This window comes from Rathayibacter sp. AY1A5 (assembly GCF_002930875.1).
Lineage (GTDB): Bacteria > Actinomycetota > Actinomycetes > Actinomycetales > Microbacteriaceae > Rathayibacter.
Map to the genome: position 1 here is coordinate 51834 of NZ_PSTM01000016.1, position 23924 is coordinate 75757.

Consider the following 23924-nt stretch of genomic DNA (forward strand, 5'->3'; position numbering starts at 1 on the left):
TTCCTTCCGTCGATGAGCGCCCGTCGAGCAACGGGCCGCCGCCAGTCTCCGCCGCTCGGCGAGGATCTGCGCGGGGTTGCGTCTCACGGCCGCGCCGAGGACGATGCACCTCCGGCCCGGCCCGTCAGCCCGCTGCGCCGAGCCCCGTCACCGCACCGGCGATCGCCGTCGTCTCCTCGCCGTCCGGCCAGCGCAGCCGCACGCCCGGCTCCGTGACGACGCTCCCCACCGCGGCCGTCGCGGTCCAGGGTGTGCCCATCCTCGACTCCCCCCGCCGGTCGGCGGTGATCATCGCGAAGCCGGGGAAGCAGCCGAGCCAGTCGGCGGTGCCGGCCGCCTCGGGGACGGGGACCGCCGCGAGGTCGATCACCGCTCCTCCTCCGCTGGCCTCGGCGAGCATGCCGACCGTCCCCACCAGCCCGGCCATGCTCACGTCCTTCGCCGCCCTCGGCCGCGCGAGTCCGACGGAGGCGGCCATCGCCCGGAGCTCCTCCGCGCGCCGGGACGACGTCGAGTCCCACTGGGCGCCCGCGAAGCCGGGCCGCCAGCCGCCGCCGAGGTCGGCCGTCAGCGAGAGCTCGTCGCCCGGAGCGGCGGCGCCCGGCACCGGCGCCGCGGTACGGCCGAGACCGGTGACGCTCAGGGCCGCCGGCACTCCGAGCTGGGTGTGCCCGCCGAGCACGGGGACGCCCCAGGCGGCGGAGGCGGCCCGCAGACCGCTCACGATGCGCGCGGCGGCGGCCGCGTCGCGAGCGCCGATCGCGTCCATCAGCCCGATGCCGGTCGCGCCCATCGCGGTGAGGTCGTTGACGTTGACCAGCACCGAGCACCACCCCGCCCACTCCGGGTGGCGCTCCACCATGGACGGGACGATCGCGTCGCAGACGGCGATCAGGTCGCTGCCCGGGACCGGTGCTCCGTCGTCGCCGACGAAGCCGGCCCCACCGAGGCCCCCCTCGGCCGCCAGCGGAGCCAGAAGGGCGCCGAGGGCCGCCTTGGCCGCGGTGGCCGCCCGGTCGAGCCGGTCGACCGGCCAGCGCATCCGGGCGTGCTCGACTCCGGCGACGGTGCTCGTGCCGATCCTCCGCCAGCCGAGCCGCCGGAACAGCACCTCGTTGCGCAGCTGCACCGAGGCCTCGAAGCGGAGCACCCCGCGCGCCTCCGCCTCCGCGCAGGCCGCGCGCACGAGGGCGGCACCGATCCCGGAGCCGCCCCGCGCCTCGCGCGCCACCACCAGGCGGCTGCCGGTCCACCAGCCCAGATCGCGTCCGCCGCCGACAGGCGCGATCCGGACCCCGCCGAGCACCGCGCCGTCCGGAGCCACCGCGACGAGCACCACCGAGCGCGGATCGTCGTCGGCGTCGTCGTGGTCGTCGCCCGCGAACAGCCCCTGCTCGGCGACGAAGACCTCGCGCCGCAGGGCCCGGTGCGCGGCGAGCTCGCGCTCCTCCGCCCGCACCACCGTGAACGCAGGCGCGACCCGAACACCCTCGAGGATCGAGAGCTCCACCATCAGGCGCCGGCCGTCTTCAGGACGCCGCAGGCCCCGCACGCCGCGCAGCCCGCACTCTGGCCGCTGCTCAGCATCCCGGCCTCGATCAGGAGCGCGGCGACCTCGGCGCTGACCCGCTCCAGCAGTGACCCGGCCGGCGGGAGCACGTGGTCGACCTCGGTCGCCAGGGTCCCGCGCAGCGGACGGAAGGGCACCACGAAGGGGTAGACCCCCATCCCGATCAGCTCGCGGGCGCTCGTGACCAGCTCGTCCGGGTCCTCGCCGAGGCCCACCAGGAGGTAGGTCGAGACCTGGTTGCGGCCGAAGATCCGCACCGCCTCGCGCCACGCCCAGCGGTACTCGTCCAGGCTGACCCGCGCCTTGCCCGGGGTCCAGCGCTGCCGCACCGCGTCGTCCATCGACTCCACGTGGATGCCGATCGAGACGGCGCCCGCGTCCTTCAGCGCCTGCAGCGCCGAGACGTCGGAGGGGGGCTCGCACTGGACCTGGATCGGCAGCCCGGGGACCGCCGCGAGCACCGCGCGGACGCAGCGCGCGAGGTGGGCCGCTCCGCGGTCGCGGCCCTTGGAGGTGCCGGTGGTCATCACCATCTGGCGCACGCCGTCGAGGCGGACCGCCGCCTCCGCGACCTCGGCGAGCTGGGCCGGGGTCTTGACCGCGATGGTCGCACCGGCTTCGAGCGAGGCCTCGATCGCGCAGAAGCGGCAGCGCTCCGCCTCGTCGTAGCGCATGCAGGTCTGGACGACGGTGGTCGCGAGGATGTCACGGCCGTGCAGCCGGGCGATCTTCTCGTAGGAGACGCCGTCGGCGGTGTCGAGATCGTAGAAGCGCGGGCGGCGGACGGGAGTCACGTCCAGGCCGATGTCGGCGCCCTCGAGCAGGAGGCGGTTCCCGCTCACCACGTAGGGGCTGTCGGGGTTCACCGGGATCGCGGCGCCCAGGCCGCCGAGCATCACGTGCCCGTCGTCGCTCGGGCCGGCGCCGGCCTCGCGGTGCACCGGTGCCTCGACGCGGATGCCCTGCAGGGCGATGTCGACGCGGGTGCGGAGGGCGGAGGGGCCGGTGCGGCGGATCCCGGTCGAGTGCGCCCCGCCCGGGGAGTGCGCCCCGCCGACCGGGTGCGGGCCGGCGGCCGGGTGCGCCGCACCGGTTGCCGGCGGCGAGGACGCGGGGGAGGGACTGCGGAGATCGGTCACGAGGACTCCTTCGTGGCACCGCGGAGCGGGCCGGACGGGCCGCGCACAGCGGCGGCCGGGATGTCGGTGCGGTCGTCTCACCCCCCAGTCAAGGCGCCTCGTGTTTCGCCCTCGTGACGGGAGGAACGCGGTCTCGTTACGGATCCGCCGTCACGGGAGCTTCTTCCGGTGGAAACCACTCCGAAACATCCCGGCCGTTGACTGGACGCGTTCCACTCCGCACCACTGCTCCACCCCGGCGGACGTCGTCCCGCGTCGTCTCAGCGCATCCCGCCGGAGCCATGCACTCGCACGCCGCTTCGGCGGACCGACACCAGGAGGAACCATGTCCGTCTCCCAGGAGATCGAAGACCAGGTCAGCGCCAACATCGAGATGTCGCGCTCCGAGATCGCCCACCCGGCGCTCCCGAAGGGCAGCAACCTCTACGGCTCCACCAAGGTCTTCCCCGACTACCAGGCCGAGCCCGGGGAGTCGTACCTGACCCTCGTGCACGGCATCGCCCACGAGTCCTCGGTCAGCTTCGTCGCAGTGCTCCAGGCCACCCGCGCGGCGCGGAAGGGCTACGAGTCCGCGCTCTACTTCTACGGGCCCGGCACCATCAACGCGATGGCCACCCGCGGCTTCCCGACGGTCGGCGACTCCGGATTCCCCGGCGAGCAGAACCTCAACAACGCCATCGAGACCTTCATCCAGGAGGGGAACCGCGTCTTCGTCTGCCGGTTCGGCATGGCGCTCCACGGCCTCCGCGAGGAGGACCTGATCGAGGGCTGCATCCCCTGCCACCCGCTCGACGTGCAGGACGCGCTCATCCACTACGCCCGCAAGGGCGCGATCATCAACTCCACCTACAACCTGTAGGCGATCGCGATGACCCTCGTCGGATCGGTCGCGGCGAACTTCACCCGCGACCTGGATCAGAACTACGCGCTCATCGCCTCCCTGGCCGAGGAGGCCCGCGAGAGGGGAGTGCGCTTCCTGGTGCTCCCCGAGGCCGCGATCGGCGGCTACCTCTCCTCGCTCGGCAACCACGGCGACACGGTCGCCACCACCCGCCGCTCCCTCCCGCCGGCGGTGCGCCTGGACGGGCCGGAGCTGCGGCGGGTGCAGGAGATCGTCGGCGACCTGGTGGTGGCGATCGGCTTCTGCGAGCTCGACGACGACGGCGAGACCCGCTACAACGCGGCCGCGCTCCTGGACGGCGGGCAGGTCTACGGCAGCTACCGGAAGGTGCACCAGCCGCTGGGCGAGCACCTCTCGTACTCGCCGGGCCCGGGCTACGGCACCTTCGAGACGCCGGTCGGCCGGGTGGGCCTGCAGATCTGCTACGACAAGGCGTTCCCCGAGGCGGCGCGGTCGATGGCGCTGGACGGCGCCGAGATCATCGCCTCGCTCTCGGCGTGGCCGGCCGCTCGGACGGCGACGGCCGAGAACCTGCAGGAGGACCGCTGGACGTACCGGTTCAATCAGTTCGACATCGCCCGCGCCCTCGACAACCAGGTGTTCTGGCTCGCCTCGAACCAGTCGGGGACCTTCGGCTCGCTCCGCTACGTCGGGAACGCGAAGGTCGTCGATCCCGGCGGCAACGTGCTCGCGACGACGCTGCTCGGAGCAGGCATGGCCGTCGCCGACATCGACGTGCGCGGCGCCTTCGAGGCGATGCGCGGCGGGATGTTCCACCTGCGCGACCGGCGGCCCGACGCCTACGACATCGACCGGGTCTGGAACGGAGGACTCGTCCATGCCTGAGATGACCTTCCACGTCCGCTGGCCGGACGGCTCGGAGGAGCGCTGCTACTCGCCGAGCCTGGTCGTGCACGAGTTCCTCGGGACCGGGACCGCCTACTCGCTCGAGGACTTCGTCGCCCGTTCGAGTGAGGCGCTGCGCATCGCGTCGGACCGGGTGCGGGAGCGGTTCGGGTTCGCCTGCACCTCCGCGATGCAGCAGGAGTCCGACATCCTCCGCACGGCGCAGCGCTTCGAGGGCGGCACGGTCAGGGTGCTCGCGATGGAGCCGCCCGCTCCGGCCGGGCAGCGGGTGCGGCCGTGAGCGCCGCTATCGAGCCCGGGCGCCACGTCGAGGTCGCGGTGGTCGGAGGCGGGCAGGCCGGGCTCTCGATCAGCCGGCACCTGGTCGACGACGGCATCGAGCACGTCGTGCTCGAGCGCGCGACCATCGGCCACGACTGGATCGACCGCCGCTGGGACGCCTTCACCCTCGTCACGCCGAACTGGCAGTGCCGCCTCCCCGGGTACCCCTACGACGGGCCGGACCCGGACGGATTCATGACGCGCGACGAGGTGCACGCGTGGGTGCGCCGCTACGCGCAGAGCTTCGACGCCCCCGTGGTCGAGGGCGTGGAGGTGAGCCGGCTCCGCGAGCGCGCCGGGGGAGGTTTCGAGCTGATCACGAGCGCGGGCGCGATCACGGCCGACCAGGTCGTCGTGGCGACCGGCGGCTACCACCGCCCGGTCCTCCCCGCCGTCGCCGCGCGGCTGCCGTCGGACGTGCTGCAGCTCCACTCCGCCGACTACCGCTCGCCGGAGGCGCTCCCGCCCGGCGGCGTGCTCGTCGTCGGCTCCGGGCAGTCGGGCGCGCAGATCGCCGAGGACCTCTTCCTCGCCGGGCGCGAGGTCCACCTCGCCCTCGGCAGCGCGCCGCGGGTGGCGCGCTTCTACCGGGGCCGCGACTGCGTCGCCTGGCTCCAGGACATGGGCGTGTACGACGTGCCCGTCCACGCGCAGGTCGGCGGGCTCACCAAGCGGGAGTCGACCAACCACTACGTGACGGGGCGCGGGGGCGGGCGGGACATCGACCTGCGCGCCTTCGCCCGCGACGGGATGCACCTCTACGGCCGACTGGCCGGGGTGGAGGGGTCCCGGCTGCGCTTCGCCCCCACGGCGGAGGCGTCGCTCGACTACGCGGACTCGGTCGCGGAGTCGATCAAGGACGACATCGACCGCTACATCGCGGCGCACGGCATCGACGCTCCCGAGGAGGACCGCTGCCGTCCGGTCTGGCGGCCGGAGTCCGAGGCGACCGGGCTCGACCTCGCGCGCATCGGCAGCGTCGTCTGGGCGGTCGGGTTCCGCTCCGACTATCGCTGGGTCGAGATCGGCGTGTTCGACGGCGCCGGCCATCCCACCCACCAGCGCGGAGTGACGAGCGTGCCGGGCCTGTCGTTCCTCGGGCTGCCGTGGCTGCACACCTGGGGGTCCGGCCGCTTCGAGGCGATCGCCCGCGATGCGGGGCACCTGGCGGAGGAGGTCCGGCGAGTGCGCGAGGCGGGGCGCTTCGCTCGGGAGCGCGAGCCGGATCTCGCCGGATAGCCTCCTCGCATGACGGAGACGGTGATGGGTGCGGTTGCAGCGCACTTCGGTCGCGACATCGACCGCACCCTCGCCAAGCTCGCCGGCATCATCGCTCACGCCCGCGAGCGCTCGGTCGACCTGCTCGTGCTCCCGGACGCGACCCTCGGCGGCTACCTGCTCGACCTCCAGCACCCCGGGCCGGACCTGCCGCCGAGCCTCGAGCTCGATGGGCCGGAGGTCGCCCGCGTGGCCGAGCTGGCGGGCGATCTCACCGTGTGCTTCGGGATCGCGGAGCGCGCGCTCGAGGGCGGTCGCGAGGTCCGCTACGACACCGCGGTCTGCGTGCACGGCGGGCGCGTGATCGGCACGCACCGCAAGGTCCACCTGCCGCTGGGCGAGTCCGAGGCGTACCTGCCGGGTCGCGGCTTCGCCGCCTTCGACTCGCCGATCGGGAGGATGGGGATGCTGATCGACTTCGACAAGACCTTCCCGGAGTCCTCGCGCTCGCTGGCCCTCGACGGCGCGGAGGTGCTGGCCTGCCTCAGCGCGTGGCCCGCGAGCGTGACCGACCGCTCCGATCGGATCCGCAACGACCGCCAGGCCCACCTGTTCGATCTCTACGACTGCGCCCGCGCCGCCGAGAACCAGGTCTACCTCGTCTCCTCGAACCAGACCGGCGTGCTCGGCGGCCTGCGGTTCCTCGGGCAGGCGAAGGTCGTGGATCCGGCGGGAGAGATCATCGCGAAGACCTGGGCGAAGGGCGGGCTCGCGCTCGCCTCCGCTGACGTCGCCGGCTCCGTCGCCCGCGCCCGCCGCACGATGCACCACCTCCGCGACCGCGCGGAGCACGCCTACCGGAGCTGAGATGCGGATCTGCCTGCTGACCTACTCCACCCGGCCGCGCGGCGGGGTGGTGCACACCCTCGCCCTCGCCGAGGCGCTCGCGCGCGCCGGACACGACGTCACGGTGCGCACGCTCGCCCGGGGCGGCGACGACTCCTTCTTCCGCCCCGTCGATCCGTGCGTGACCGTGCGGGTGGTGCCCTTTCCGCACCGCGAGGGCGAGCCGGTCGGCGCCCGCATCGTCCGGTCCATCGCCGCGATGGCCGAGGCCCTGCGGGGCGAGGACGCCCCGGTCGTCCACGCGCAGGACTGCATCTCGGCCAACGCGGCGCTCGCCGCCGGACTCGCGCCGATCCGCACGATCCACCACCTGGACGACTTCACCACCCCGGAGCTGCGCGCCTGCCACGACCGCGCCGTCCGGCTCCCCCTGACCCGGCTGTGCGTGTCCGCTGCGGTCGCCGAGGAGGTGCGCGCCGGCTGGGGGCTGCTGCCCGACGTGATCCCGAACGGTGTCGACGCGGCGCGGTTCGCGGCCGCCGTCGACGATCCGCTGACCGGGGGGTGGCGGGCCGAGCTCGGCCCGTACCTCCTCGCCCTCGGCGGCATCGAGCCGCGGAAGGGCAGCATCGAGCTGCTCGAGGCGTGGGCTCTGCTGCGCGAGCGCGGCCACGACGTCGCGCTGGTGTTCGGCGGCGGCGAGACCCTGTTCGACTACCGCGAGTACCGGGCCGCCTTCGACCGGAGGGCGGCCGAGCTCGGGATCGCTCCGGTGATCCTCGGCACCGTTCCGGAGGAGAGGCTCGCTCCGCTCGTCGCCGGCGCCTCCGCGCTGGGCTTCGTCTCGGTGAAGGAGGGGTTCGGGCTGGCGGCGATGGAGGCGCTCGCCGCGGGGGTGCCGGTCGTGGCGCGGGAGCTGCCGGTGATCCACGAGGTGTTCGGGGACGCGGTCCGCTACGGGCGGGACCCCGCCTCCTTCGCCGACGCGCTGGAGGAGGCCCTGACGCTGCCCTCGCCGGACGGCCGGGCCCTGGCCGCCTCGCACTCCTGGGACGACGTCGCGGCCGCGCATCTGCGGTTCTACGAGCGGGTGCTCGACGGCTCGGTTCAGAGCTCAGGAGGAACTCCTCCGGACGGGCCGGGATCCGCGCGAGCAGGCGTGCCCGGATGACTCCGTCCTGCCGCCTGGACACGATCGGGCGCCGCCGGTGACCCGCCGGTCGATCTCGCGCATCGTCACCGGTCTCGCCGACGCCGATCCCGACCGGATCGTCGCCGTGGCCGACGAGGGCGCGCTGACGGCGGGGGAGCTCGACCGCGAGAGCACCCGCCTCGCCCGCGCCTACCGCGATCTCGGCGTCCGGACCGACGACCTCGTCACCGTCTCGCTCTCGAACTCGCTGGACGCGCTCATCGTCTGCGCGGCGGTCTGGAAGGCGGGCGCCGTGCCGCAGCCGGTCTCGACCGGGCTGTCGGCGGCGGAGCGCGCCGAGGTGGAGCGGATCGCGCGGCCGGCGCTCGTCATCGGCGCGCCCTCCTCCTCCGCTGTCCCGTGGCGCGCGGGCGACTGGCGGCCCGGGCCGGAGGTGCCGGCCGGCTCGCTCGAGGACCGGTGGGCCTCGTCCTGGAAGGCGCCCACCTCCTCCGGCAGCACGGGGCGGCCGAAGGTGGTGCTGGCCGCGGGCCCGGCGCTGCTGGATCCGGACGCGCCGGTCGCGCCGTTCCTGCCGCGCGAGGGCGTGCAGCTGGTGAGCGGCCCGCTGATGCACTCGGCGACCTTCACCTACGCCTTCCGCGGGCTGATGACCGGGCAGCGCCTGGTGCTGCTGCCGCGGTTCGACGCCGCCCGGGTCCTCGCGGCGATCGAGGAGCACCGCGTCACCTGGACCCTGCTCGTCCCGACCACGATCCGCCGCCTGCTGGTTGCGCCCGAGCGGTCGGGGGCGGACGTGTCCTCGCTCGCGACGGTGCTGCACCTCGGAGCGCCCTGCGCGCCCGCCGACAAGCGGGCGCTGATCGGCTGGCTCGGCCCGGAGCGGGTGGTCGAGGTCTATGCGGGCAGCGAGTCGAACGGACTGACGATGATCACGGGCCGGGAGTGGCTGGAGCACCCGGGCAGTGTCGGACGGCCGATCAGCGGGACGACCCTGCGCATCCTGCGGGAGGACGGCACGGAGGCTCCGACCGGCGAGCTCGGCCGCATCTGGCTGCACCGCGGCGAGGCCGCCGCCTACCGCTACCTCGGCGCGGGCTCGCGGCGGACGGAGGAGGGCTGGGACACCCTCGGCGACGTCGGCCGCGTCGACGGGGACGGGTGGCTCTGGGTGGTCGACCGCGCCGACGATCTGATCCTCCGGGGCGGAGTGAGCGTCTGGCCGGCCGAGGTCGAGCGGGTGCTGGAGGCCCTGCCCGGAGTCCGCGGGGCGGTCGCCTTCGGCGTGCCGGACACGGAGCTGGGGCAGGCGGTGGAGGCGGTCGTCGACGTGGGCGACGCGGGCGTGGACCCGGCCGGTCTGCTCGCTCGGGCGAACGCCGAGCTGGGCGCTGAGCGGCGCCTCCGGGCCCTCCGGATCGTGCACGAGCCCGTTCGGAGCGACGCGGGCAAGGTCCGTCGCTCCGCGCTCGCCCCTGTGGCGCAGACGCTCGGGACCCACCGTTCCGCCGGCACCCCGGATGGGCCAGAGTAGGCCCTGCGCCCCCGCGCACCGACCCCAGGGAGACCCGATGAAGTACATGCTGATCATGCGCGCGACCGATGCGGCGAAGGAGGCCTACGCCTCGATCCCGTTCGACGAGATCATCACCCGGATGGGGCAGTACAACGAGGCGATGATCGAGGCGGGCGTGCTGCTCTCGGGCGACGGCCTGGCCGACGACGTCGCCTCCTCCGGCTTCGTGGTCGACTTCTCCTCCGAGCCGCCGACCGTCGTCGACGGCGCCTACGGCCCGACCGAGTCGCTCTTCAACGGCTTCTGGATCATCGGGGTCGACTCCAAGGAGCAGGCCCGCGAGTGGGCGCTGCGCTGCCCGCTGGTGCCCGGCAACCGCCTCGAAGTGCGCCGGATCACCGACGAGAGCGACTTCGCGGAGTTCGCCGACAACGAGTACGTGCAGAAGGAGGCCGGCTGGCGCGAGGACGAGGCGGCCCGCGCCTCCGGGGACTGACGCGGCGGCGGGCGTCACGCCTCCGTGACGACGCCCGCCTCGACGTGCCAGTGCCGCGTCAGCTGCACCGTCTCGAGCATCCGCCGGTCGTGGGTGACCAGCAGCAGGGTGCCCTCGTACGCCTCGAGCGCCTCCTCCAGCTGCTCGATGGCGACGAGGTCGAGGTGGTTGGTCGGCTCGTCGAGCACCAGGAGATTCGTGCCGCGGGCCTGGAGGAGCGCCAGGGCGGCCCGGGTCCGCTCGCCCGGCGAGAGCTCGCCGACGCGGCGGCCGACGTGGTCGGCCTTCAGCCCGAACTTCGCCAGCAGCGTGCGGACCTCGGCGGTCGGCCACTCGGGCACCAGCGCCTCGAACGCGCCCGCGAGCGGCACGTCGGCGGCGAGCATCCCGCGGGCCTGATCGATCTCGCCGATCGCCACGCTCGCTCCGAGAGAGGCGCCGCCCTCCTCCGGCTCGGCGCGGCCGAGGAGGAGCGACAGCAGCGTCGACTTGCCGGCGCCGTTGGGCCCGGTGATGCCGATCCGGTCGCCCGCGTCGACCTGGAGCGACACCGGCCCGAGCGTGAAGGCGCCGCGGCGGGCGACCGCGCCGTTCAGCGTCGAGACGACCGAGCTCGAGCGCGGGGCGCTGCCGATCGTGAAGGCGAGCTGCCACTCCTTGCGCGGCTCCTCGACCTCCTCGAGCCGCGCGATCCGGCTCTCCATCTGGCGCACCTTCTGCGCCTGCTTCTCGCTCGACTCCGCCGAGGCCTTGCGACGGATCTTGTCGTTGTCGGGGGCCTTCTTCATCGCGTTGCGCACGCCCTGGCTCGACCACTCCCGCTGGGTGCGGGCGCGGGAGACCAGGTCGGCCTTCTGCTCGGCGAAGTCCTCGTACTTCTCGCGGCGCTGGCGGCGCGCGGTCTCGCGCTCCTCCAGGAACGCGTCGTAGCCGCCTCCGTAGACCCGGTTGGTGCCCTGCGCGAGATCGAGCTCCAGCACGCGGGTGACGCTGCGGGCGAGGAACTCGCGATCGTGGCTCACGAGGACCGCGCCGCCGCGGAGCCCGCGGACGAAGGCCTCCAGGCGCTCCAGGCCGTCGAGGTCGAGGTCGTTGGTCGGCTCGTCGAGCAGCACCACGTCGAAGCGCGAGAGCAGCAGCGCCGCGAGGCCGACCCGCGCCGCCTGCCCGCCGGAGAGGGAGGTCATCGTCGAGGAGGCGGCCGCGGCGCCGAGCGACAGGCCCAGGTCGGCCAGGACGACCGGGGTGCGCTCGTCGAGGTCGGCCGCGCCGCTCGCGAGCCAGCGGTCGAGAGCGAGGGCGTACCGGTCCGCGATCGAGCCGTCGGGATCGGGGTCGGCCAGGGCGGAGGCGGCGGCGTCGAGCTCGGCGGAGGCCTCGGCGCAGCCGGTGCGGCGCGCGATGTAGCCGGCGACGGTCTCGCCCTCGCGGCGCTCGTGCTCCTGCGGCAGCCAGCCGACGAAGGCGTCGCCCGGCGAGAGCACGACGGAGCCCTCGAGCGGAGCCGTCTCGCCCGCGAGGATGCGCAGGAGCGTCGACTTGCCGGCTCCGTTCGCCCCGACGACGCCCACCACGTCCCCAGGGGCGACCGTCAGGTCGAGTCCGTCGAACAGGGTGCGGTGCGCATAGCCTCCGGAGAGGCCCTTGGCGACGAGGGTGGCGGTCACCGGTCCAGCGTAGGCGCGGGCGACTCGCTAGACGGCCTGGTGATCAGCCGGTCTAGGATGTGCGGATGAGCGACACGAGCCTGCGGAGCGGCGCCGGGTACTGGTACCCGGACGAGTCGTCCACCCGCCGTGCGGTCGAGGTGCTGAGCGCCATGCGCACGTACCGCGTCTCCGAGGTCTCGATGCGCCGCCGCACGCGCGAGCGGATGGCGATGGGCGAGACGGACCTGATCGCCATCCAGTACCTGCTCCGCCAGCAGCGCAAGGGCGAGCTGGTGACCGGCAAGGACCTGGCCTCGCACCTCTCCATCTCGTCCGCGTCGACCACGGTCCTCATCGACCGCCTGGTCCGCAGCGGCCACCTCGTGCGCAAGCCCAACCCGACCGACCGGCGCGGGATCGTCGTGGAGGCGACCGTCGACAGCGACGACGAGGTGCGCGCCACGCTCCAGGAGATGCACCGCCGGATGCTCGAGATCGCCGAGGACCTGGACGCCCCCGAGGCCGAGGTCGTCGTCAACTTCCTCCGCCGGATGAGCGCGGCCGTCGACGAGATCGACGCGGAGCACGGCGACGGGCACGATACGGACGAAGTGGACGGCGCGGAACCCTCCGCAGCCAAATAGCTAGACGGACTAGTAATAAGCCGAGGGGCCTATAGTCTGGCGGCATGGGTCAATTCCTCTACGGCACTCCTCCTGCCGTCATCGAGATCGAGGACCGGACCCTGGCCCACCTCCAGATCGTGATCTACGCGAAGTTCCGCCGCGACGAGCGCTTCAGCCTCACCCTCGATTCGATGCCCGAGGGCGCGCGCGGCCGCCACTCCTTCTGGATGAACCCGAACATCGCCCTGCAGTTCCACTTCGCGGGGAGCCGGCAGCCGACGATCAACCCGACCTGGGTCGAGCTCCTGATGGACGCGGCGAACAGCGGCGGCGGGCTGCGCCTGCTCACTGAGCCCCCGTCGTGACCCGGTCCCGGTGAGGCCGACCCGGCCCCGGCGACCGCGGAGCTCCCTGCACGACGGTGGATCCGCAGCGCCGGCCTCCTGCGACAGCGCACGTGCCCCCGGCCGCCCCGTCTCCTAGGGTGGAGCGGGCGCCGCGGGGCGCGCGGAGGGCAGGGGACATGCGCAGGACGGTCATCGGAGCGACGGCACTGGCCGGGGTGCTCGCGCTCGCGGGGTGCTCGGCGCCCGCTCCGGCTCCGACGGTCACGGTCACCGTGTTCGCCACGGCGACGCCGACTCCGGTGCCGGACCCGACCGTCACGGCGGCGCTCCCGCAGGCGACGGCCACGGTCTTCGCGCCGGTCCCCGAGGCGACGGTCACCTTCACGCCGAACGCGACACCGGACATCCCCGAGACCGCCTTCGCGGTCGACAACGGCGCGGTTCCCGGGGCGAACGGCGAGCCGACCCGCGACGGGGAGGGGGACATCGTGAGCTACACCGTGGTGCAGGGCGACACGTTCTTCGACATCGCGCAGCGCTTCGGGATCCCGGTGCAGCAGCTGCTCCGGATGAACCCGACGATCGCCGGAGCCGGCGAGGCGGTCTACATCAATGCAGTCATCAACCTCGACGCGAGCACGCTGGGCTGAGCGGAGCGGCGAGCCGCGGAGGCGGCCGCCCGGAGCGACCCGGCTACTGGGACTTCGGCAGGACGTGGAACGCGACGGCGAGCGATCCCGAGATCATCAGGATGCCGCCGACGAAGAGGAATCCGGCGATGTCGGGCAGCAGGAACGAGTTGCCGAGAACGAGGATCCCGCCGAGGAACAGCACGAACGAGAGGACGACGCCCAGACCAGTCATACCCTCATCGTACGCAGGTCACGGGAGCAGAAGGTCCGCGAGCTCCTCGGCGCCGGACACCAGCGCGATCGTCCCGACCGCCTCGAGCGGCGATCCGTAGCCCCACTCGACCATGATCGTCGGCACGCCGTGGGCGGCGGCGCCCTGCACGTCGTGCTCGCGGTCGCCCACCATCACCGGCGCCGAGAGGTCGACGCCGAGCTCGCGGAGCCGGCGCAGCGCCTCCTCCACGACGTCGGCCTTGGCGCTGCGGACCTCGTCCTCGGAGGCGCCGCAGATCACCGTGAAGTACTGCGCCAGTCCGTAGTGCTCGAGGATGCGCGTGGCCGCCGACTCCGGCTTGGAGGTCGCGAGCGAGAGCGGCACGCCGGCCTCGGCGATGCGCGCGAGCACCTCGGGCAGCCCCGGGTAGACCGAGGAGTCGAACAGTCCGCCCGCGTTGTAGCGGCGGCGGTAGACCACGAGCGCCGCCTGCGCCTCCTCGACGGTCATCCCGCCGAGCTCGCGGAACGCCTCGAGCAGCGGAGGGCCGACGTAGGCCAGCAGCTCGGCCGGAGCGGGCACGGGGCGGCCCAGCTCGACGAAGGTCTCGACGAGGGTGCCGGTGATGCCGGGGGCCGAGTCGGTGATCGTGCCGTCGAGGTCGAACAGGATGCAGGACCAGGTGCCGGCTCGCGCGTCGAGGCCGGTGGCGGCGAGGGTCGTGTCGGACATGGCGGGCTCCTGACCTCGGAGGACGGGGTGACGCCGGCGCTGCCCCGCCGGGGGCCACACTCTACGGCCGTTCGGCGTCCAGAGCCCGTTCGACGAACGAACGGGTGACGACCTGGGCGATCGAGCCGGGGTCGAGCTGCACGGCGACGAAGTCGGCGGTGCGGATCAGCGCGAAGGCCTCGCGTCCGGGGAGGACCAGCATCTGCACCCGCGGATGCTGCTGCCGGGGGACCGCGGTGCGCACCTCGTCCGTGGAGGTGAACAGCGGCAGGACCTGCTCCCCGGTGGTCGTCGCGACGGTGCGGACGTGCGGCACGCCTCCGGGCTGGGAGCCCGTGACGTCGACCACGAGGGAGCCGTCGAGGCAGGCCTCGAGCAGCCGGTCGACGGCCTCGGCGGTGGGAGCGGCGACGAGCGCCTCCAGCGCTTCCCGAGCCTCCGCATTGCGGTACGGACCGGGTCGCGCCGGGCGTGCAGGGGGTCCGCCTCGTCGTGCCATGGCTCCACGCTAACGAAGACCGGGGCGTGATCGGAATCGCCGGGACCGGTTCCCGGGAATGCGCGCGATCGGTGTCCGGAATCGTTACGGCCGTCTGCGGACACCGTGTCCTCCATTCGACGGCTGGTGGCGAACAGCTCGATTCAGCCGTGATTGCCTCCGCTTATCCTGAACATTCCCCTCGACATGGCGCGAGAAAGGGACGAATGGCGCCATTCATGGCGCACTCGATTGTGAAAGGGGGTAATGTCTCTCCCGGTCCGGGTCGAGACAGTCCGGTCCCGCGAACTCCAGGAGGAAAAGTGGCCCAGAAGATCACGCTTGTCGACGATATCGACGGAACCCTTATCGATTCCGGTGACGGCGGTACCGTCCGCTTCAGCATCGAGGGCGCCAACTACGAGATCGATCTCGGCCCCGACAACATCGCCGAGCTCCACTCGGCGCTCGAGAAGTTCGTCTCGAGCGCCCGCCGCGTCGGCTCGCGCCCCGCGGCCGCCACGAGCGTCGCGACCGCCTCCAAGAGCGACCCCAAGCAGCTCAAGGCCATCCGCGAGTGGGCGAACGCCAACGGCCACCCCGTCTCCGACCGCGGACGCATCCCCTCCGAGGTCCAGGCCGCCTACCAGGCCGCCCACAAGTAGCGGCCGCCGGGCTCTCGGCCCGGTGAGACGCCGCATTCCCGGGCCTCGCGCCCGGTGAGCGGAAGGCCCCCGTGATCCGATCGCGGGGGCCTTCGCCGTGCCTGTCAGAACAGGCGCGTGTGGGAGTCGTCGGTGCCGCGCATGGCCTCGTAGTCGAGCACCACACAGCGGATTCCGCGGTCCTCGGCGAGAGTCCGCGCCTGCGGCTTGATCTCCTGAGCGGCGAAGACTCCCGTCACCGGGAAGAGGTGCGGATCGCGATTCATCAGCTCGAGATAGCGGGTGAGCTGCTCGACTCCGTCGATCTCGCCGCGGCGCTTGATCTCGACGGCGACGGCGGCTCCCGAGGAATCGCGGGCGAGGATGTCGACCGGGCCGATCGCGGTCATGTACTCGCGCCGGACGAGAGTGTGCCCCTCTCCGAGGAGGCCGATCTGCTCGGCGAGAAGGCGCTGGAGATGCGACTCTACTCCGTCCTTGACGAGTCCCGGATCGACGCCGAGCTCGTGCGCCGAATCGTGCAGCACCTCGTGGATCGAGACGACGAGAGCGTCGCCGGTCTTGCGGTGCGCGACGGTCCACTGCTGCGTCACTCCCGCGGCGCGCGCCTCCCCGTCGGGCTCGCCCGTGATCAGCGTGCAGGGCGGGCTCATCCAGTTCAGCGGCTTGTAGGAGCCGCCGTCGGAGTGGATGAGGACGCTCCCGTCGGCCTTGACGAGCAGGAGGCGGGTGGCGAGCGGGAGGTGGGCGCTGAGACGGCCGGTGTAGTCGACGGAGCAGCGCGCGATGACGAGACGCACCCGTCGAGGATAGACGGCGCGGCTCCGGCGGGCTCCCGGCTCAGCGCGCGGCGACGGGAGGCCGGCGGCCGAGCGGAGGAGCGGGCGGCGGCACCGAGAGCGAGGCGCGCAGCGCGACCGCGAACTCGGCCGGCGCCTCCGCCCACGGGTGGTGGCCGCTCGACTCGATGACGGCCAGGCTCGCCTGCGGCAGCAGCGCGGTGAGCGCCTCCAGAGCGGCGACGCCCGTCACCGGATCGTCCTCGCCGCCGAGGACGACCGCGGGGCAGTCGAGGCGCTGCAGAGCGTCGCGGATCGCCGCGGTGTCGTCGGAGCCGGCGGGAGTCGTGTGACCGGCAGCCCGGTCGTCGATCCCGAGCCAGGCGGTGCCGGGGGCGATCAGGAGCAGGTGGGCGACGCGCTCGGGCGCGTCCACGGCGGCGAGCAGGACGGCGCGGCAGCCGGAGTCGTGCGCGGCGAGATCGAGCTCGTCGACGCCGAGGTGGCGGCGCAGGTCCTCCACGTCGGCGGCCGTCGTGGCCGGGGGAGCGGGAGGCAGCTCCGCGGAGCCGCCCACTCCGCGCGGGTGCAGCACGAGGACGCGGCGCGTGCAGGCGATCGAGGCGAACGAGCCGAGGTAGGAGGGGTGGCGCTCCGGCTCACCGGGGACGACGACCAGGGGCCGCCCCTGACCGGCTCCGTGCTCGTCGACGTGGAGCAGGGCGCCGTCGCGCGCTCGGTACCGCATCCGCTCCCCCTCCACCGCCGTCCTGGGAAGCCTAGGGGGAGGCGCGCCGGGGCGCCCGGGCCCCACGGGGGCTTGCGGAGGCGCGTGGAGCGGGGCGGTCAGCTCCGCCGGCTGCGGGCGGCGGGGGAGGCGAGCCCGGCCACGACCACCAGGGCCAGCACCAGGAAGAGGGCGTTCAGCAGTCCGTAGTGCTCGCCGAGGAAGCCGATCGCCGGCGGTCCGACCAGGAACGCGACGTAGCCGAGCATCGCCACCGCGCTGACGCGGGCGGCCGAGTGCGGCCCCTCCGCCGCGGCCGACATGCCCACCGGGAAGCCGAGCGAGCAGCCCAGACCCCAGGCGACCGCGCCGACGACGACGAGCGCGTCGACCGGGGCGAGGATGAACAGCAGGATGCCGACGATCGCGAGCCCGGCGGAGGCGCGCAGCACCGGGACGCGGCCGAAGCGGTCGAGCACGGGCCCACCGATCACGCGTCCGACGGTCATGGCGGCGACGAACACGCCGAACACGACGGCGGCGGTCGTCTTGTCGGTGCCGTGGCCGTCGACCATCGCCAGGGTCAGCCAGTCGTTCGCGGAGCCCTCGGCGAAGGCCATGCCCAGCATGATCAGGCCGATGAGGACGAGGCGGCCGTCGCGCCAGACGCCGAGGGAGGCGGCGACGCGCTCGCGGACCGGCGGCTTCACCGTGGTCGCCGCGCCGGAGGTGTCGAGCTCCTCGCGGACCGGGACGAAGCGGATCGCGATCACCGCGGTCACGGCGATCACCACGGCGATCGCGCCGAGGTGGACGGCGACGGGCACGGCCAGAGCGGAGGCGCCCGCGCCGATCAGCGCGCCGGCCACGGTGCCGAGGCTGAAGAAGGCGTGGAACAGCGGCAGGAGCGTCTTGCCGAAGGCCTTCTCGTTGGCCGCTCCCTCGACGTTCATCATCACGTCGACCGCTCCGTTGCCGAAGCCGAGCATCGCCATGCCGGCGAAGGCCGCGGGGAGGACGCCGATGACGTCGGCCGAGACGCCCAGCACCGCGAGGCCCGCCGCCGAGACGGTGAGGCCGAGCGCCATGCCGCGCCGGGCGCCGATCGCGCCCATGACCGGCGTCGAGAACGCGAGTCCGACGATCGCGCCGATCGACATCGAGAGGATCAGCAGGCCCACTCCGGCGGTCGAGAGCTGGAGCTCGTCGCGGATGGCGGGGGTGCGCGAGACCCAGGTGGCGATGGAGATCCCGCTGAGGACGAAGATCGTGAAGACGGCGTTGCGCCAGGCGACCAGCTGCGGGCGCGTGAGCGCGGACGTCGAGGTCATGGCGGTTCTCCTGGTGCGGGCGGGATCCGGACACCGGATCGAGAGGCACGGTCGAATCGATTCGAAGCGAGCCGGTCTAAGCTATCCGGAACCCCGGGGACGGTCAACCGACGACGAGCGCGCCGCCCCCACGAGGAGGAACGTGGAACCCCGCAAGAGCCCCCGGCCGACGCTCGCCCGCGTCGCGAGCCGGGCCGGAGTGTCCCCCTCCACCGCCTCGCTGGTCTTCAGCGGCTCCGGCCCCGTCTCGGAGGCCACGAAGGAGCGGGTGCTGCGCGCGGCGTCCGAGCTCGACTACGCCGGCCCCGACCCGCGGGCGCGCTCGCTCCGCCGCGGCCGCTCGGGGATCGTGGGGGTCGTCGTGGACGAGCGGATGCTGCACGCGTTCCGCGACCCGATCAAGATCGCCATGCTCGACGGGATCGCCGACGTGCTCGGCGGGGTCGACGCCGGGATCCTGCTGCTCACCGAGACCGGCGACGGCGCGGGCCTGCTGGCGACGGCCCCGGTCGACGCGATGATCCTGGTCGGCTGCAGCCCGTCGGTCGACGACTCCGTCGCCGTGCTGTGCCGCCGGGGGGTGCCGGTCGTCGTGGTCGAGGGCCTCTCGGAGCTGGGCGGCGCCGTGATCTCGCTCGACAACCGCGAGGCCAGCCGGACCCTCGCGGAGCACCTGCGCGAGCTCGGCCACGAGCGGGTCGCGGTGGTCGCGCTCCCGTTCGCGAAGGACCGCCGCCGCGGCGCGATCCCGGCCGGCTGGCGCTCGAGCCCCAGCATCACTCCGGTCGACCGCCTCCTCGGCGTGCAGGACGTCTTCCCGGAGGCGTCGGTCGTCGCCGCCGCGGCGAGCTCCGTCGACGAGGGCGTCGCCGCGGGCCGCACGCTGCTCGAGGGGGCGGAGCCGCCGACCGCGGTCGTCGCGCAGAGCGATCTGCTGGCCGCGGGCGTGATCCTCGCGGCGGAGGAGCGCGGGCTGCGCGTGCCCGAGGACCTCTCGGTGGTCGGCTTCGACGGCGTGCAGGTGCCCGGTCTCGCGGCCGAGTACGACCTCACGACGATGGCCCAGCCCGCGGTCGAGAAGGGCCGTGCGGCGGGACGGGCCGCGGTCGCGCTCCTGGCCGACGAGGAGGCGGAGGCGGTCTGCTTCCACGCCGTCTTCCACCGCGGGAACACCAGCGCTCCGCCGCGCTGACCGGAGTTGTCCACAGGCTTCTCCACAGGGGAGGAGCGCGATCAGCGGAGCCAGACGTCGCTGCGGACCCGGAGCCCGAGGGTGACCGCGCGGGCGCCGAGGAAGCCGACGGCGAAGGCGAGCCAGAGCGCGAGGAGGCGCCATTCGGCGGGCGCGGCGGGGGCGAGCAGGGCGAGCGGGACGAAGACGGCGAGGTTCGCGAGGCCGCTGAGCGCCAGGTAGCGGCCGTCGCCGGCGCCGATCAGCACGCCGTCGAGCACGAAGACGTAGCCGCCGAGCGGAGCGGTGAGGCCCACGACGGCGATCGCCGCGGGCAGCAGCCGCAGCACCTCCGGGTCGCTCGAGAAGACGTACGGCAGGACACCGCTCAGACCGGTGACCAGCGCTCCGAGCACTACTCCTGCACCGATTCCCCAGGTCACACAGCGTTTCGTGACGGCTCGGGCCTGCTCGGCGTCGCCCGCGCCGAGGAGGCGGCCCAGCAGCGCCTGCGCGGCGATCGCCACCGCGTCGAGGGCGAAGGCGACCGTCGAGAACAGCGTCATCGCCACCTGGAAGGCGCCCAGCTCCTCCGCCCCGAGCGAGGTGGCGGTCGCGACCGCGAGCAGGATCGCCGCGCGGAGGCTCGCTGTGCGCAGCAGCATCCAGCCGCCGGATCCCGCGGAGGAGGCCAGGCCCGCGAGGTGCGGCCGCAGCGGCGCGCCGACCCTCCGGGCGAGCCGCAGCGCGACTCCCGCGTAGGCCGCGAGCATGGCCCACTGCGCGATCACCGTCCCCAGCGCGGAGCCGGTTATCCCCAGGCCGGCCGGGTAGATCAGCACGGCGTTGAGAGCGGCGTTGAGGGCGAATCCGCCGGCGGCGATCATCAGCGGAGTGCGGGTGTCCTGGAAGCCGCGGAGGAGCCCGGTGAGCGCGAAGACGCCGAGCATGGCGGGGATCCCGGCCATGCTCACCGCCAGGTACCGCACGCCCGCCTCGGCCACAGCCGGCTCCGCGCCGAAGAGCGCCACGACGGCCGGAGCGGTCAGCGCGCCCACCACGGCGATGCCGGCGCCGAGGAGCAGGGCCAGCCAGCCGCCGTCGATCCCGGCCGCCACGGCCCTTCGCTCGTCGCCCTCGCCGAGGGCCCGGCCGACCCGCGGAGTCGTGCTGTATGCGAGGAAGACCATGAGGCCGACGATCGTCTGCAGCACCGTGCCGCCCAGCGCGAGCCCGGCGAGCGGGACGGCGCCGAGATGGCCGACCAGGGCGGAGTCGGTGAGCAGGAACAGCGGCTCGGCGACCAGCGAGCCCAGCGCCGGGACGGCGAGCCGGAGGATGCTGCGGTCGAGGGCGGAGGTCACCGCTCGACGCTAGCGGCTGCCGGAGCTCCGGGACCGGCGTACCGTGGGCGGGATGCAGCGCTTCGGGATCGGGCTGGCGGCCGTGGGCCGGCCGGCGTACATCACGGCAGGGCGCGACGACGACCTCGGCCCCGCGGCCGAGCGGAGCGTCGACGCGCTGCGCGAGCGCACGCACCTGCTGCTCGACGCGGCGTGGGACGCCGGCGTCCGCTTCCTCGACGCCGCGCGCTCCTACGGGCGCGCGGAGGAGTTCCTCGGCGGCTGGCTCGCCCGGCATCCGGAGCGGCGGGCGGCGCTCACGATCGAGTCGAAGTGGGGCTACGAGTACGTCGGCGGGTGGGCGATGGACGCGCCGGTGCACGAGCGCAAGGAGCACTCGGTCGCGATGCTCGACCGCCAGTGGCCGCTCACGCTCGACGCGCTCGGCTCGGCGCCCGACTCCTACCTCGTCCACTCGATCACTCCCGAGAGCCCGGCCCTCACCGACCGCCCGCTGCTGGACCGACTGCGCGGCCTCGCCGGCTCCGGAGTGCGCGTCGGCCTCTCCACCAGCGGACCCGAGCAGGCGCGCGTGATCGAGCTCGCCCGCGCGATCCCGGAGTCGCCGTTCAGCGCGGTCCAGAGCACCTGGAACCCGCTCGAGCAGTCCGCGGGCCGGGCGCTCGCCGCCGCGCACGACGACGGCTGGCTGGTGGTGGTCAAGGAGGCCCTCGCCAACGGGAGGCTCGTGGCGCACCCGATCGAGCACGCCGGCGCCGCGCCGGACGCCGTCGCCCTGGGGGCCGTCCTCGCGCAGCCCTGGGCCGACGTCGTGCTGAGCGGCGCGGCGACTCCGGAGCAGCTGCGGGCCAACCTGCGCGCGCAGCCCCGGGAGCTCCCGGACCTCCCGGCGCTCGCCGTGGATCCGGCCCGCTACTGGGCCGAGCGCTCCGCTCTCGACTGGACCTGAGAGCACTCGAACGAAGTGAGGCGTGCGCTCCGGCGCCGCACGGGATAGCGTTCCTCTCAGCGACCCGTCTGCCCTCTCTGCGAGGGCTGGCGCGCGGATCGGCCCTCGTGATATCCCCCGAGGGGATCCGCCCCGGCCCGCCACCCCTCTTCGAGTGCGGGCGAATCGAGCTTCCGGTTCTCAGGCGATCCGCAGGTTACGGGCGGGGTGACGGCAGTGCCAGAGGAAGCGGGGAGCGCGGGCTTAACGGGGGGTGACGCATCGGCGGGCTATGCCGGGGAGGCCGGACGGCCGTGGTCCGAGGGGTCGATCCGGATGGCGCACTCGAGGAGCTCGGCGCTCCTCCACAGGGCGCGGATCAGCGCGGGCATCCCCGGGAGCGATCGTCACGATCCCGAGCCCTCAGGACTCGGAGCCCCGCCGGACCCGCAGCCGCGTCTCCTCGAGGTCGAGCAGCGACTGGGCGTCGCGGAGGATGCGCTGCGGGTAGGCGCGGCGCGAGCGCGCGTCCAGCAGCGCCTCCCGCTCGGCCGCGACCACGGCGAGGCGCAGCGCACGGTAGAGGCGGTGCGGAGTGTCCGCGACCGACCTCTCCGTGCCGCGCGAGCGCTCCCAGGCGGCCTCGGAGCGGAGGAACGACGTCTGCCGCACCCGCTCCAGGACGTCCGGAGCGACGCCGTCGGCGCCCTCGACGGCGTCGCCCGGGCGCTCCAGCACCGAGAGGCCCTTCTCGGTGATCTCGTCGAGCAGGCCCGCGAGCGCGCGCTGGTCCTCGGGCACGTCGATCCCGCGGATGCCCAGCGCCCGGATCAGCAGCGGCAGCGTGCTGCCCTGGATCAACAGGGTCGCGACGGCCACGGTGAAGGCGATCAGCACGAGCTGCGGGCGGTAGGGGATGTCCTCGGGCAGCGACTGCGCGGCCGCGAGGGTCACCACTCCGCGCATCCCGGACCAGCCGAGCACCAGACCGCCGCGCCAGCCGATGCCGTTGCGGCTGAAGTGCCGGTAGTCGCTGCGCCGCAGCAGGTAGCGCCGCTTCGCCCGGCCGCGCTCCTCCTTCGGCAGCTCCTGCGCCTCGGGCGACTCGAGCAGCTCCTTCTGCTCGCGGGCCCGGCGCTCGGCCCGGCGGGTCTGCCAGCGCTCGCCGAGGAGGACCGGCCCGACCCAGAGGAAGCGCACGACGATCAGCCCGACCACCGCGATCAGCCCGATCCCGACCGCTCCGGGCACCGAGAGGCGCGCGCTGTCGGCGTCGTGGATCAGCGAGCGGATCTCGAGACCGATCAGCAGGAACACGCCGTTCTCGAGCAGGAACTGCACGGTACGCCAGTTGACCCGGTCGTTCACCCGCGACTGGGCGGTGAAGGCGCGGGAGGAGGCGTGCCCGGTGTGCAGGCCCGCGACGACCACGGCGAGCACGCCCGAGGCGCCCAGGCCCTCAGCGGGGATGAACGCGACGAAGGGGACGATGAAGGAGAGGACGGTGTTGAGCACCGGGTCCTCGAGCCGCGAGCGGACGAAGACGGTGACGACGCTGGCCACGAACCCGACCACGACGGCCACGACGACCGCGTAGAGGAAGTCGCCGATCGCGGCCCACGGCGTCGCGAGCGTCCCCGCGGCGGCGGCGAGGGCCGAGCGGAGGAGGACCAGCGCGGTCGCGTCGTTGATCAGCCCCTCGCCCTCGAGCAGGGTGAGCAGCCGCGGCGGGAGGCCGAGCCGCCGGCCGACCGAGGTCGCGGCGACGGCGTCGGGCGGGCTGATGATCGCGCCCACGGCTATCGCCAGGCCCAGCCCGAGCTCGGGGAGGAGGAGGAAGAGGAGCGCGCCGACGCCGGCCGCCGAGATCAGCACCAGCACGACCGACAGGCCGGTGATGGTGGTCAGATTCCGGCGGAAGTCGATGAACGGGACGCTGAGCGCCGCCGCGTACAGCAGTGGCGGCAGCACGCCGTCGAGCACCCACTCGTGCGGGACGACCACCTCCGGCACCCCGGGGATGTACGAGAGGCCGACGCCGGCGAGCACGAGGACGATCGGGGCGGCGACGCCGAGGCGCCGCGAGAAGACGGCGACCGCGACGAGGACCGAGACGCCGACGATCGCGGCGATGCCCAGCTCCATCAGCGGAGGCTCTCAAGGGCGCAGAAGGGCATGGTCTCGTCTCCAGGGGGTGGCGGGCGATCGCCCGCCACCCCCTGGAGACGAGACCATGCCCTTCTGCGCCCTTGAG

General features: G+C 73.8%; 25 protein-coding genes. 14 read left to right on the top strand and 11 right to left on the bottom strand.

Features of this window, described 5'->3' with window-relative positions:
- Positions 1-124: 124 nt before the first annotated feature.
- Both C5B98_RS12000 and C5B98_RS12005 read right to left on the bottom strand, forming a co-directional pair.
- Positions 125-1513 carry an MSMEG_0567/sll0787 family protein gene (locus C5B98_RS12000; RefSeq protein WP_104222637.1) on the bottom strand — a complete coding sequence of 463 codons (1389 nt, stop codon included), beginning with the start codon at positions 1511-1513 and terminating at the stop codon, positions 125-127.
- Positions 1513-2709 (bottom strand): MSMEG_0568 family radical SAM protein, encoded by a 1197-nt coding sequence (locus C5B98_RS12005; protein ID WP_258059779.1) that lies wholly within the window; start codon positions 2707-2709, stop codon positions 1513-1515. The genes C5B98_RS12000 and C5B98_RS12005 overlap by 1 nt, the downstream gene beginning before the upstream one ends.
- Positions 2710-3034: 325 nt before the next feature.
- Between C5B98_RS12005 and C5B98_RS12010 the strand changes: the two genes are divergently transcribed.
- From C5B98_RS12010 to C5B98_RS12045, 8 genes are read left to right on the top strand one after another with little or no spacing between them, the layout of a single operon-like run.
- Complete coding sequence (locus C5B98_RS12010) at positions 3035-3568, top strand: MSMEG_0572/Sll0783 family nitrogen starvation response protein (protein ID WP_104222636.1); 534 nt, start codon at positions 3035-3037, stop codon at positions 3566-3568.
- A gap of 9 nt (positions 3569-3577) precedes the next feature.
- Entirely contained in the window at positions 3578-4456 is an 879-nt protein-coding gene (locus tag C5B98_RS12015; RefSeq protein WP_104222635.1) for a carbon-nitrogen hydrolase family protein, read from the top strand.
- Entirely contained in the window at positions 4449-4757 is a 309-nt protein-coding gene (locus C5B98_RS12020) for an MSMEG_0570 family nitrogen starvation response protein (RefSeq protein ID WP_104222634.1), read from the top strand. Before C5B98_RS12015 ends, C5B98_RS12020 begins: the two co-directional genes overlap by 8 nt.
- Positions 4754-6037: an MSMEG_0569 family flavin-dependent oxidoreductase gene (locus C5B98_RS12025; protein WP_219812201.1), complete on the top strand. Its 1284-nt coding sequence runs from the start codon at positions 4754-4756 to the stop codon at positions 6035-6037. Before C5B98_RS12020 ends, C5B98_RS12025 begins: the two co-directional genes overlap by 4 nt.
- 9 nt (positions 6038-6046) lie before the next feature.
- Positions 6047-6883, top strand: coding sequence for a carbon-nitrogen hydrolase family protein (locus C5B98_RS12030; RefSeq protein ID WP_104222633.1), 837 nt, complete (start codon positions 6047-6049; stop codon positions 6881-6883).
- Position 6884: 1 nt separating this feature from the next.
- Positions 6885-8033: an MSMEG_0565 family glycosyltransferase gene (locus C5B98_RS12035; protein WP_104222632.1), complete on the top strand. Its 1149-nt coding sequence runs from the start codon at positions 6885-6887 to the stop codon at positions 8031-8033.
- 37 nt (positions 8034-8070) lie between these two features.
- Entirely contained in the window at positions 8071-9549 is a 1479-nt protein-coding gene (locus tag C5B98_RS12040; protein ID WP_104327866.1) for an AMP-binding protein, read from the top strand.
- A gap of 37 nt (positions 9550-9586) precedes the next feature.
- Positions 9587-10027 (top strand): YciI family protein, encoded by a 441-nt coding sequence (locus tag C5B98_RS12045; RefSeq protein WP_104222630.1) that lies wholly within the window; start codon positions 9587-9589, stop codon positions 10025-10027.
- A 14-nt stretch (positions 10028-10041) separates the two neighbouring features.
- Here C5B98_RS12045 and C5B98_RS12050 read toward each other — a convergent pair whose 3' ends face one another.
- Entirely contained in the window at positions 10042-11694 is a 1653-nt protein-coding gene (locus C5B98_RS12050) for an ABC-F family ATP-binding cassette domain-containing protein (RefSeq protein WP_104327867.1), read from the bottom strand.
- A 65-nt stretch (positions 11695-11759) separates the two neighbouring features.
- On the opposite strand from C5B98_RS12050, the gene C5B98_RS12055 reads away from it, so the two are divergent.
- From C5B98_RS12055 to C5B98_RS12065, 3 genes are all read left to right on the top strand, one after another.
- Complete coding sequence (locus C5B98_RS12055; protein ID WP_104222628.1) at positions 11760-12320, top strand: MarR family winged helix-turn-helix transcriptional regulator; 561 nt, start codon at positions 11760-11762, stop codon at positions 12318-12320.
- A gap of 44 nt (positions 12321-12364) precedes the next feature.
- Positions 12365-12667, top strand: a complete 303-nt coding sequence (locus C5B98_RS12060; protein WP_068250131.1) for a hypothetical protein — start codon at positions 12365-12367, stop codon at positions 12665-12667.
- Between the two features lie 158 nt (positions 12668-12825).
- Positions 12826-13299: a LysM domain-containing protein gene (locus C5B98_RS12065; RefSeq protein WP_104222627.1), complete on the top strand. Its 474-nt coding sequence runs from the start codon at positions 12826-12828 to the stop codon at positions 13297-13299.
- A 43-nt stretch (positions 13300-13342) separates the two neighbouring features.
- Here the strand turns inward: C5B98_RS12065 and C5B98_RS17030 are convergent, their stop codons facing one another.
- From C5B98_RS17030 to C5B98_RS12075, 3 genes are all read right to left on the bottom strand, one after another.
- Complete coding sequence (locus C5B98_RS17030; protein WP_159911733.1) at positions 13343-13513, bottom strand: hypothetical protein; 171 nt, start codon at positions 13511-13513, stop codon at positions 13343-13345.
- Positions 13514-13531: 18 nt separating this feature from the next.
- Positions 13532-14227 (bottom strand): HAD hydrolase-like protein, encoded by a 696-nt coding sequence (locus C5B98_RS12070; RefSeq protein ID WP_104222626.1) that lies wholly within the window; start codon positions 14225-14227, stop codon positions 13532-13534.
- 61 nt (positions 14228-14288) lie between these two features.
- Positions 14289-14726 (bottom strand): SseB family protein, encoded by a 438-nt coding sequence (locus tag C5B98_RS12075; protein ID WP_104222625.1) that lies wholly within the window; start codon positions 14724-14726, stop codon positions 14289-14291.
- A 302-nt stretch (positions 14727-15028) separates the two neighbouring features.
- Here C5B98_RS12075 and C5B98_RS12080 point away from each other — a divergent pair, with 302 nt between their 5' ends.
- Positions 15029-15370 (top strand): Lsr2 family protein, encoded by a 342-nt coding sequence (locus C5B98_RS12080; protein WP_104222624.1) that lies wholly within the window; start codon positions 15029-15031, stop codon positions 15368-15370.
- Positions 15371-15474: 104 nt separating this feature from the next.
- On the opposite strand, the gene nucS is transcribed toward C5B98_RS12080, so the two are convergent.
- From nucS to C5B98_RS12095, 3 genes are all read right to left on the bottom strand, one after another.
- Positions 15475-16170, bottom strand: a complete 696-nt coding sequence (gene nucS, locus C5B98_RS12085) for an endonuclease NucS (protein ID WP_104225757.1) — start codon at positions 16168-16170, stop codon at positions 15475-15477.
- A gap of 40 nt (positions 16171-16210) precedes the next feature.
- Positions 16211-16897 carry an alpha/beta fold hydrolase gene (locus tag C5B98_RS12090; protein ID WP_104308166.1) on the bottom strand — a complete coding sequence of 229 codons (687 nt, stop codon included), beginning with the start codon at positions 16895-16897 and terminating at the stop codon, positions 16211-16213.
- A 98-nt stretch (positions 16898-16995) separates the two neighbouring features.
- Positions 16996-18207 carry an MFS transporter gene (locus C5B98_RS12095; RefSeq protein ID WP_104225755.1) on the bottom strand — a complete coding sequence of 404 codons (1212 nt, stop codon included), beginning with the start codon at positions 18205-18207 and terminating at the stop codon, positions 16996-16998.
- Positions 18208-18349: 142 nt separating this feature from the next.
- Between C5B98_RS12095 and C5B98_RS12100 the strand changes: the two genes are divergently transcribed.
- Complete coding sequence (locus C5B98_RS12100; RefSeq protein WP_258063510.1) at positions 18350-19399, top strand: LacI family DNA-binding transcriptional regulator; 1050 nt, start codon at positions 18350-18352, stop codon at positions 19397-19399.
- Positions 19400-19440: 41 nt separating this feature from the next.
- On the opposite strand, the gene C5B98_RS12105 is transcribed toward C5B98_RS12100, so the two are convergent.
- On the bottom strand, positions 19441-20742 hold the full coding sequence (locus tag C5B98_RS12105; protein WP_104327869.1) for an MATE family efflux transporter: 1302 nt from the start codon (positions 20740-20742) through the stop codon (positions 19441-19443).
- A 52-nt stretch (positions 20743-20794) separates the two neighbouring features.
- Between C5B98_RS12105 and C5B98_RS12110 the strand changes: the two genes are divergently transcribed.
- Positions 20795-21691 carry an aldo/keto reductase gene (locus C5B98_RS12110; RefSeq protein ID WP_104225753.1) on the top strand — a complete coding sequence of 299 codons (897 nt, stop codon included), beginning with the start codon at positions 20795-20797 and terminating at the stop codon, positions 21689-21691.
- A gap of 402 nt (positions 21692-22093) precedes the next feature.
- On the opposite strand, the gene C5B98_RS12115 is transcribed toward C5B98_RS12110, so the two are convergent.
- Positions 22094-23815 (bottom strand): sodium:proton antiporter, encoded by a 1722-nt coding sequence (locus C5B98_RS12115; protein ID WP_104233018.1) that lies wholly within the window; start codon positions 23813-23815, stop codon positions 22094-22096.
- Between the last annotated feature and the right edge of the window lie 109 nt (positions 23816-23924).

What these genes read in the sequence shown, in the direction of transcription:
- C5B98_RS12060 (WP_068250131.1), top strand. Translation starts at nt 12,365, where the DNA reads ATGGGTCAATTCCTCTACGGCACTCCTCCTGCCGTCATCGAGATCGAG.
- C5B98_RS12075 (WP_104222625.1), bottom strand. Translation starts at nt 14,726, where the DNA reads ATGGCACGACGAGGCGGACCCCCTGCACGCCCGGCGCGACCCGGTCCG.
- C5B98_RS12000 (WP_104222637.1), bottom strand. Translation starts at nt 1,513, where the DNA reads ATGGTGGAGCTCTCGATCCTCGAGGGTGTTCGGGTCGCGCCTGCGTTC.
- C5B98_RS12055 (WP_104222628.1), top strand. Translation starts at nt 11,760, where the DNA reads ATGAGCGACACGAGCCTGCGGAGCGGCGCCGGGTACTGGTACCCGGAC.
- C5B98_RS12010 (WP_104222636.1), top strand. Translation starts at nt 3,035, where the DNA reads ATGTCCGTCTCCCAGGAGATCGAAGACCAGGTCAGCGCCAACATCGAG.
- C5B98_RS12020 (WP_104222634.1), top strand. Translation starts at nt 4,449, where the DNA reads ATGCCTGAGATGACCTTCCACGTCCGCTGGCCGGACGGCTCGGAGGAG.
- C5B98_RS12030 (WP_104222633.1), top strand. Translation starts at nt 6,047, where the DNA reads ATGACGGAGACGGTGATGGGTGCGGTTGCAGCGCACTTCGGTCGCGAC.
- C5B98_RS12065 (WP_104222627.1), top strand. Translation starts at nt 12,826, where the DNA reads ATGCGCAGGACGGTCATCGGAGCGACGGCACTGGCCGGGGTGCTCGCG.
- C5B98_RS12090 (WP_104308166.1), bottom strand. Translation starts at nt 16,897, where the DNA reads ATGCGGTACCGAGCGCGCGACGGCGCCCTGCTCCACGTCGACGAGCAC.
- C5B98_RS12015 (WP_104222635.1), top strand. Translation starts at nt 3,578, where the DNA reads ATGACCCTCGTCGGATCGGTCGCGGCGAACTTCACCCGCGACCTGGAT.
- C5B98_RS12115 (WP_104233018.1), bottom strand. Translation starts at nt 23,815, where the DNA reads ATGGAGCTGGGCATCGCCGCGATCGTCGGCGTCTCGGTCCTCGTCGCG.
- C5B98_RS12110 (WP_104225753.1), top strand. Translation starts at nt 20,795, where the DNA reads ATGCAGCGCTTCGGGATCGGGCTGGCGGCCGTGGGCCGGCCGGCGTAC.
- C5B98_RS12070 (WP_104222626.1), bottom strand. Translation starts at nt 14,227, where the DNA reads ATGTCCGACACGACCCTCGCCGCCACCGGCCTCGACGCGCGAGCCGGC.
- C5B98_RS17030 (WP_159911733.1), bottom strand. Translation starts at nt 13,513, where the DNA reads ATGACTGGTCTGGGCGTCGTCCTCTCGTTCGTGCTGTTCCTCGGCGGG.
- C5B98_RS12095 (WP_104225755.1), bottom strand. Translation starts at nt 18,207, where the DNA reads ATGACCTCGACGTCCGCGCTCACGCGCCCGCAGCTGGTCGCCTGGCGC.
- C5B98_RS12045 (WP_104222630.1), top strand. Translation starts at nt 9,587, where the DNA reads ATGAAGTACATGCTGATCATGCGCGCGACCGATGCGGCGAAGGAGGCC.
- C5B98_RS12035 (WP_104222632.1), top strand. Translation starts at nt 6,885, where the DNA reads ATGCGGATCTGCCTGCTGACCTACTCCACCCGGCCGCGCGGCGGGGTG.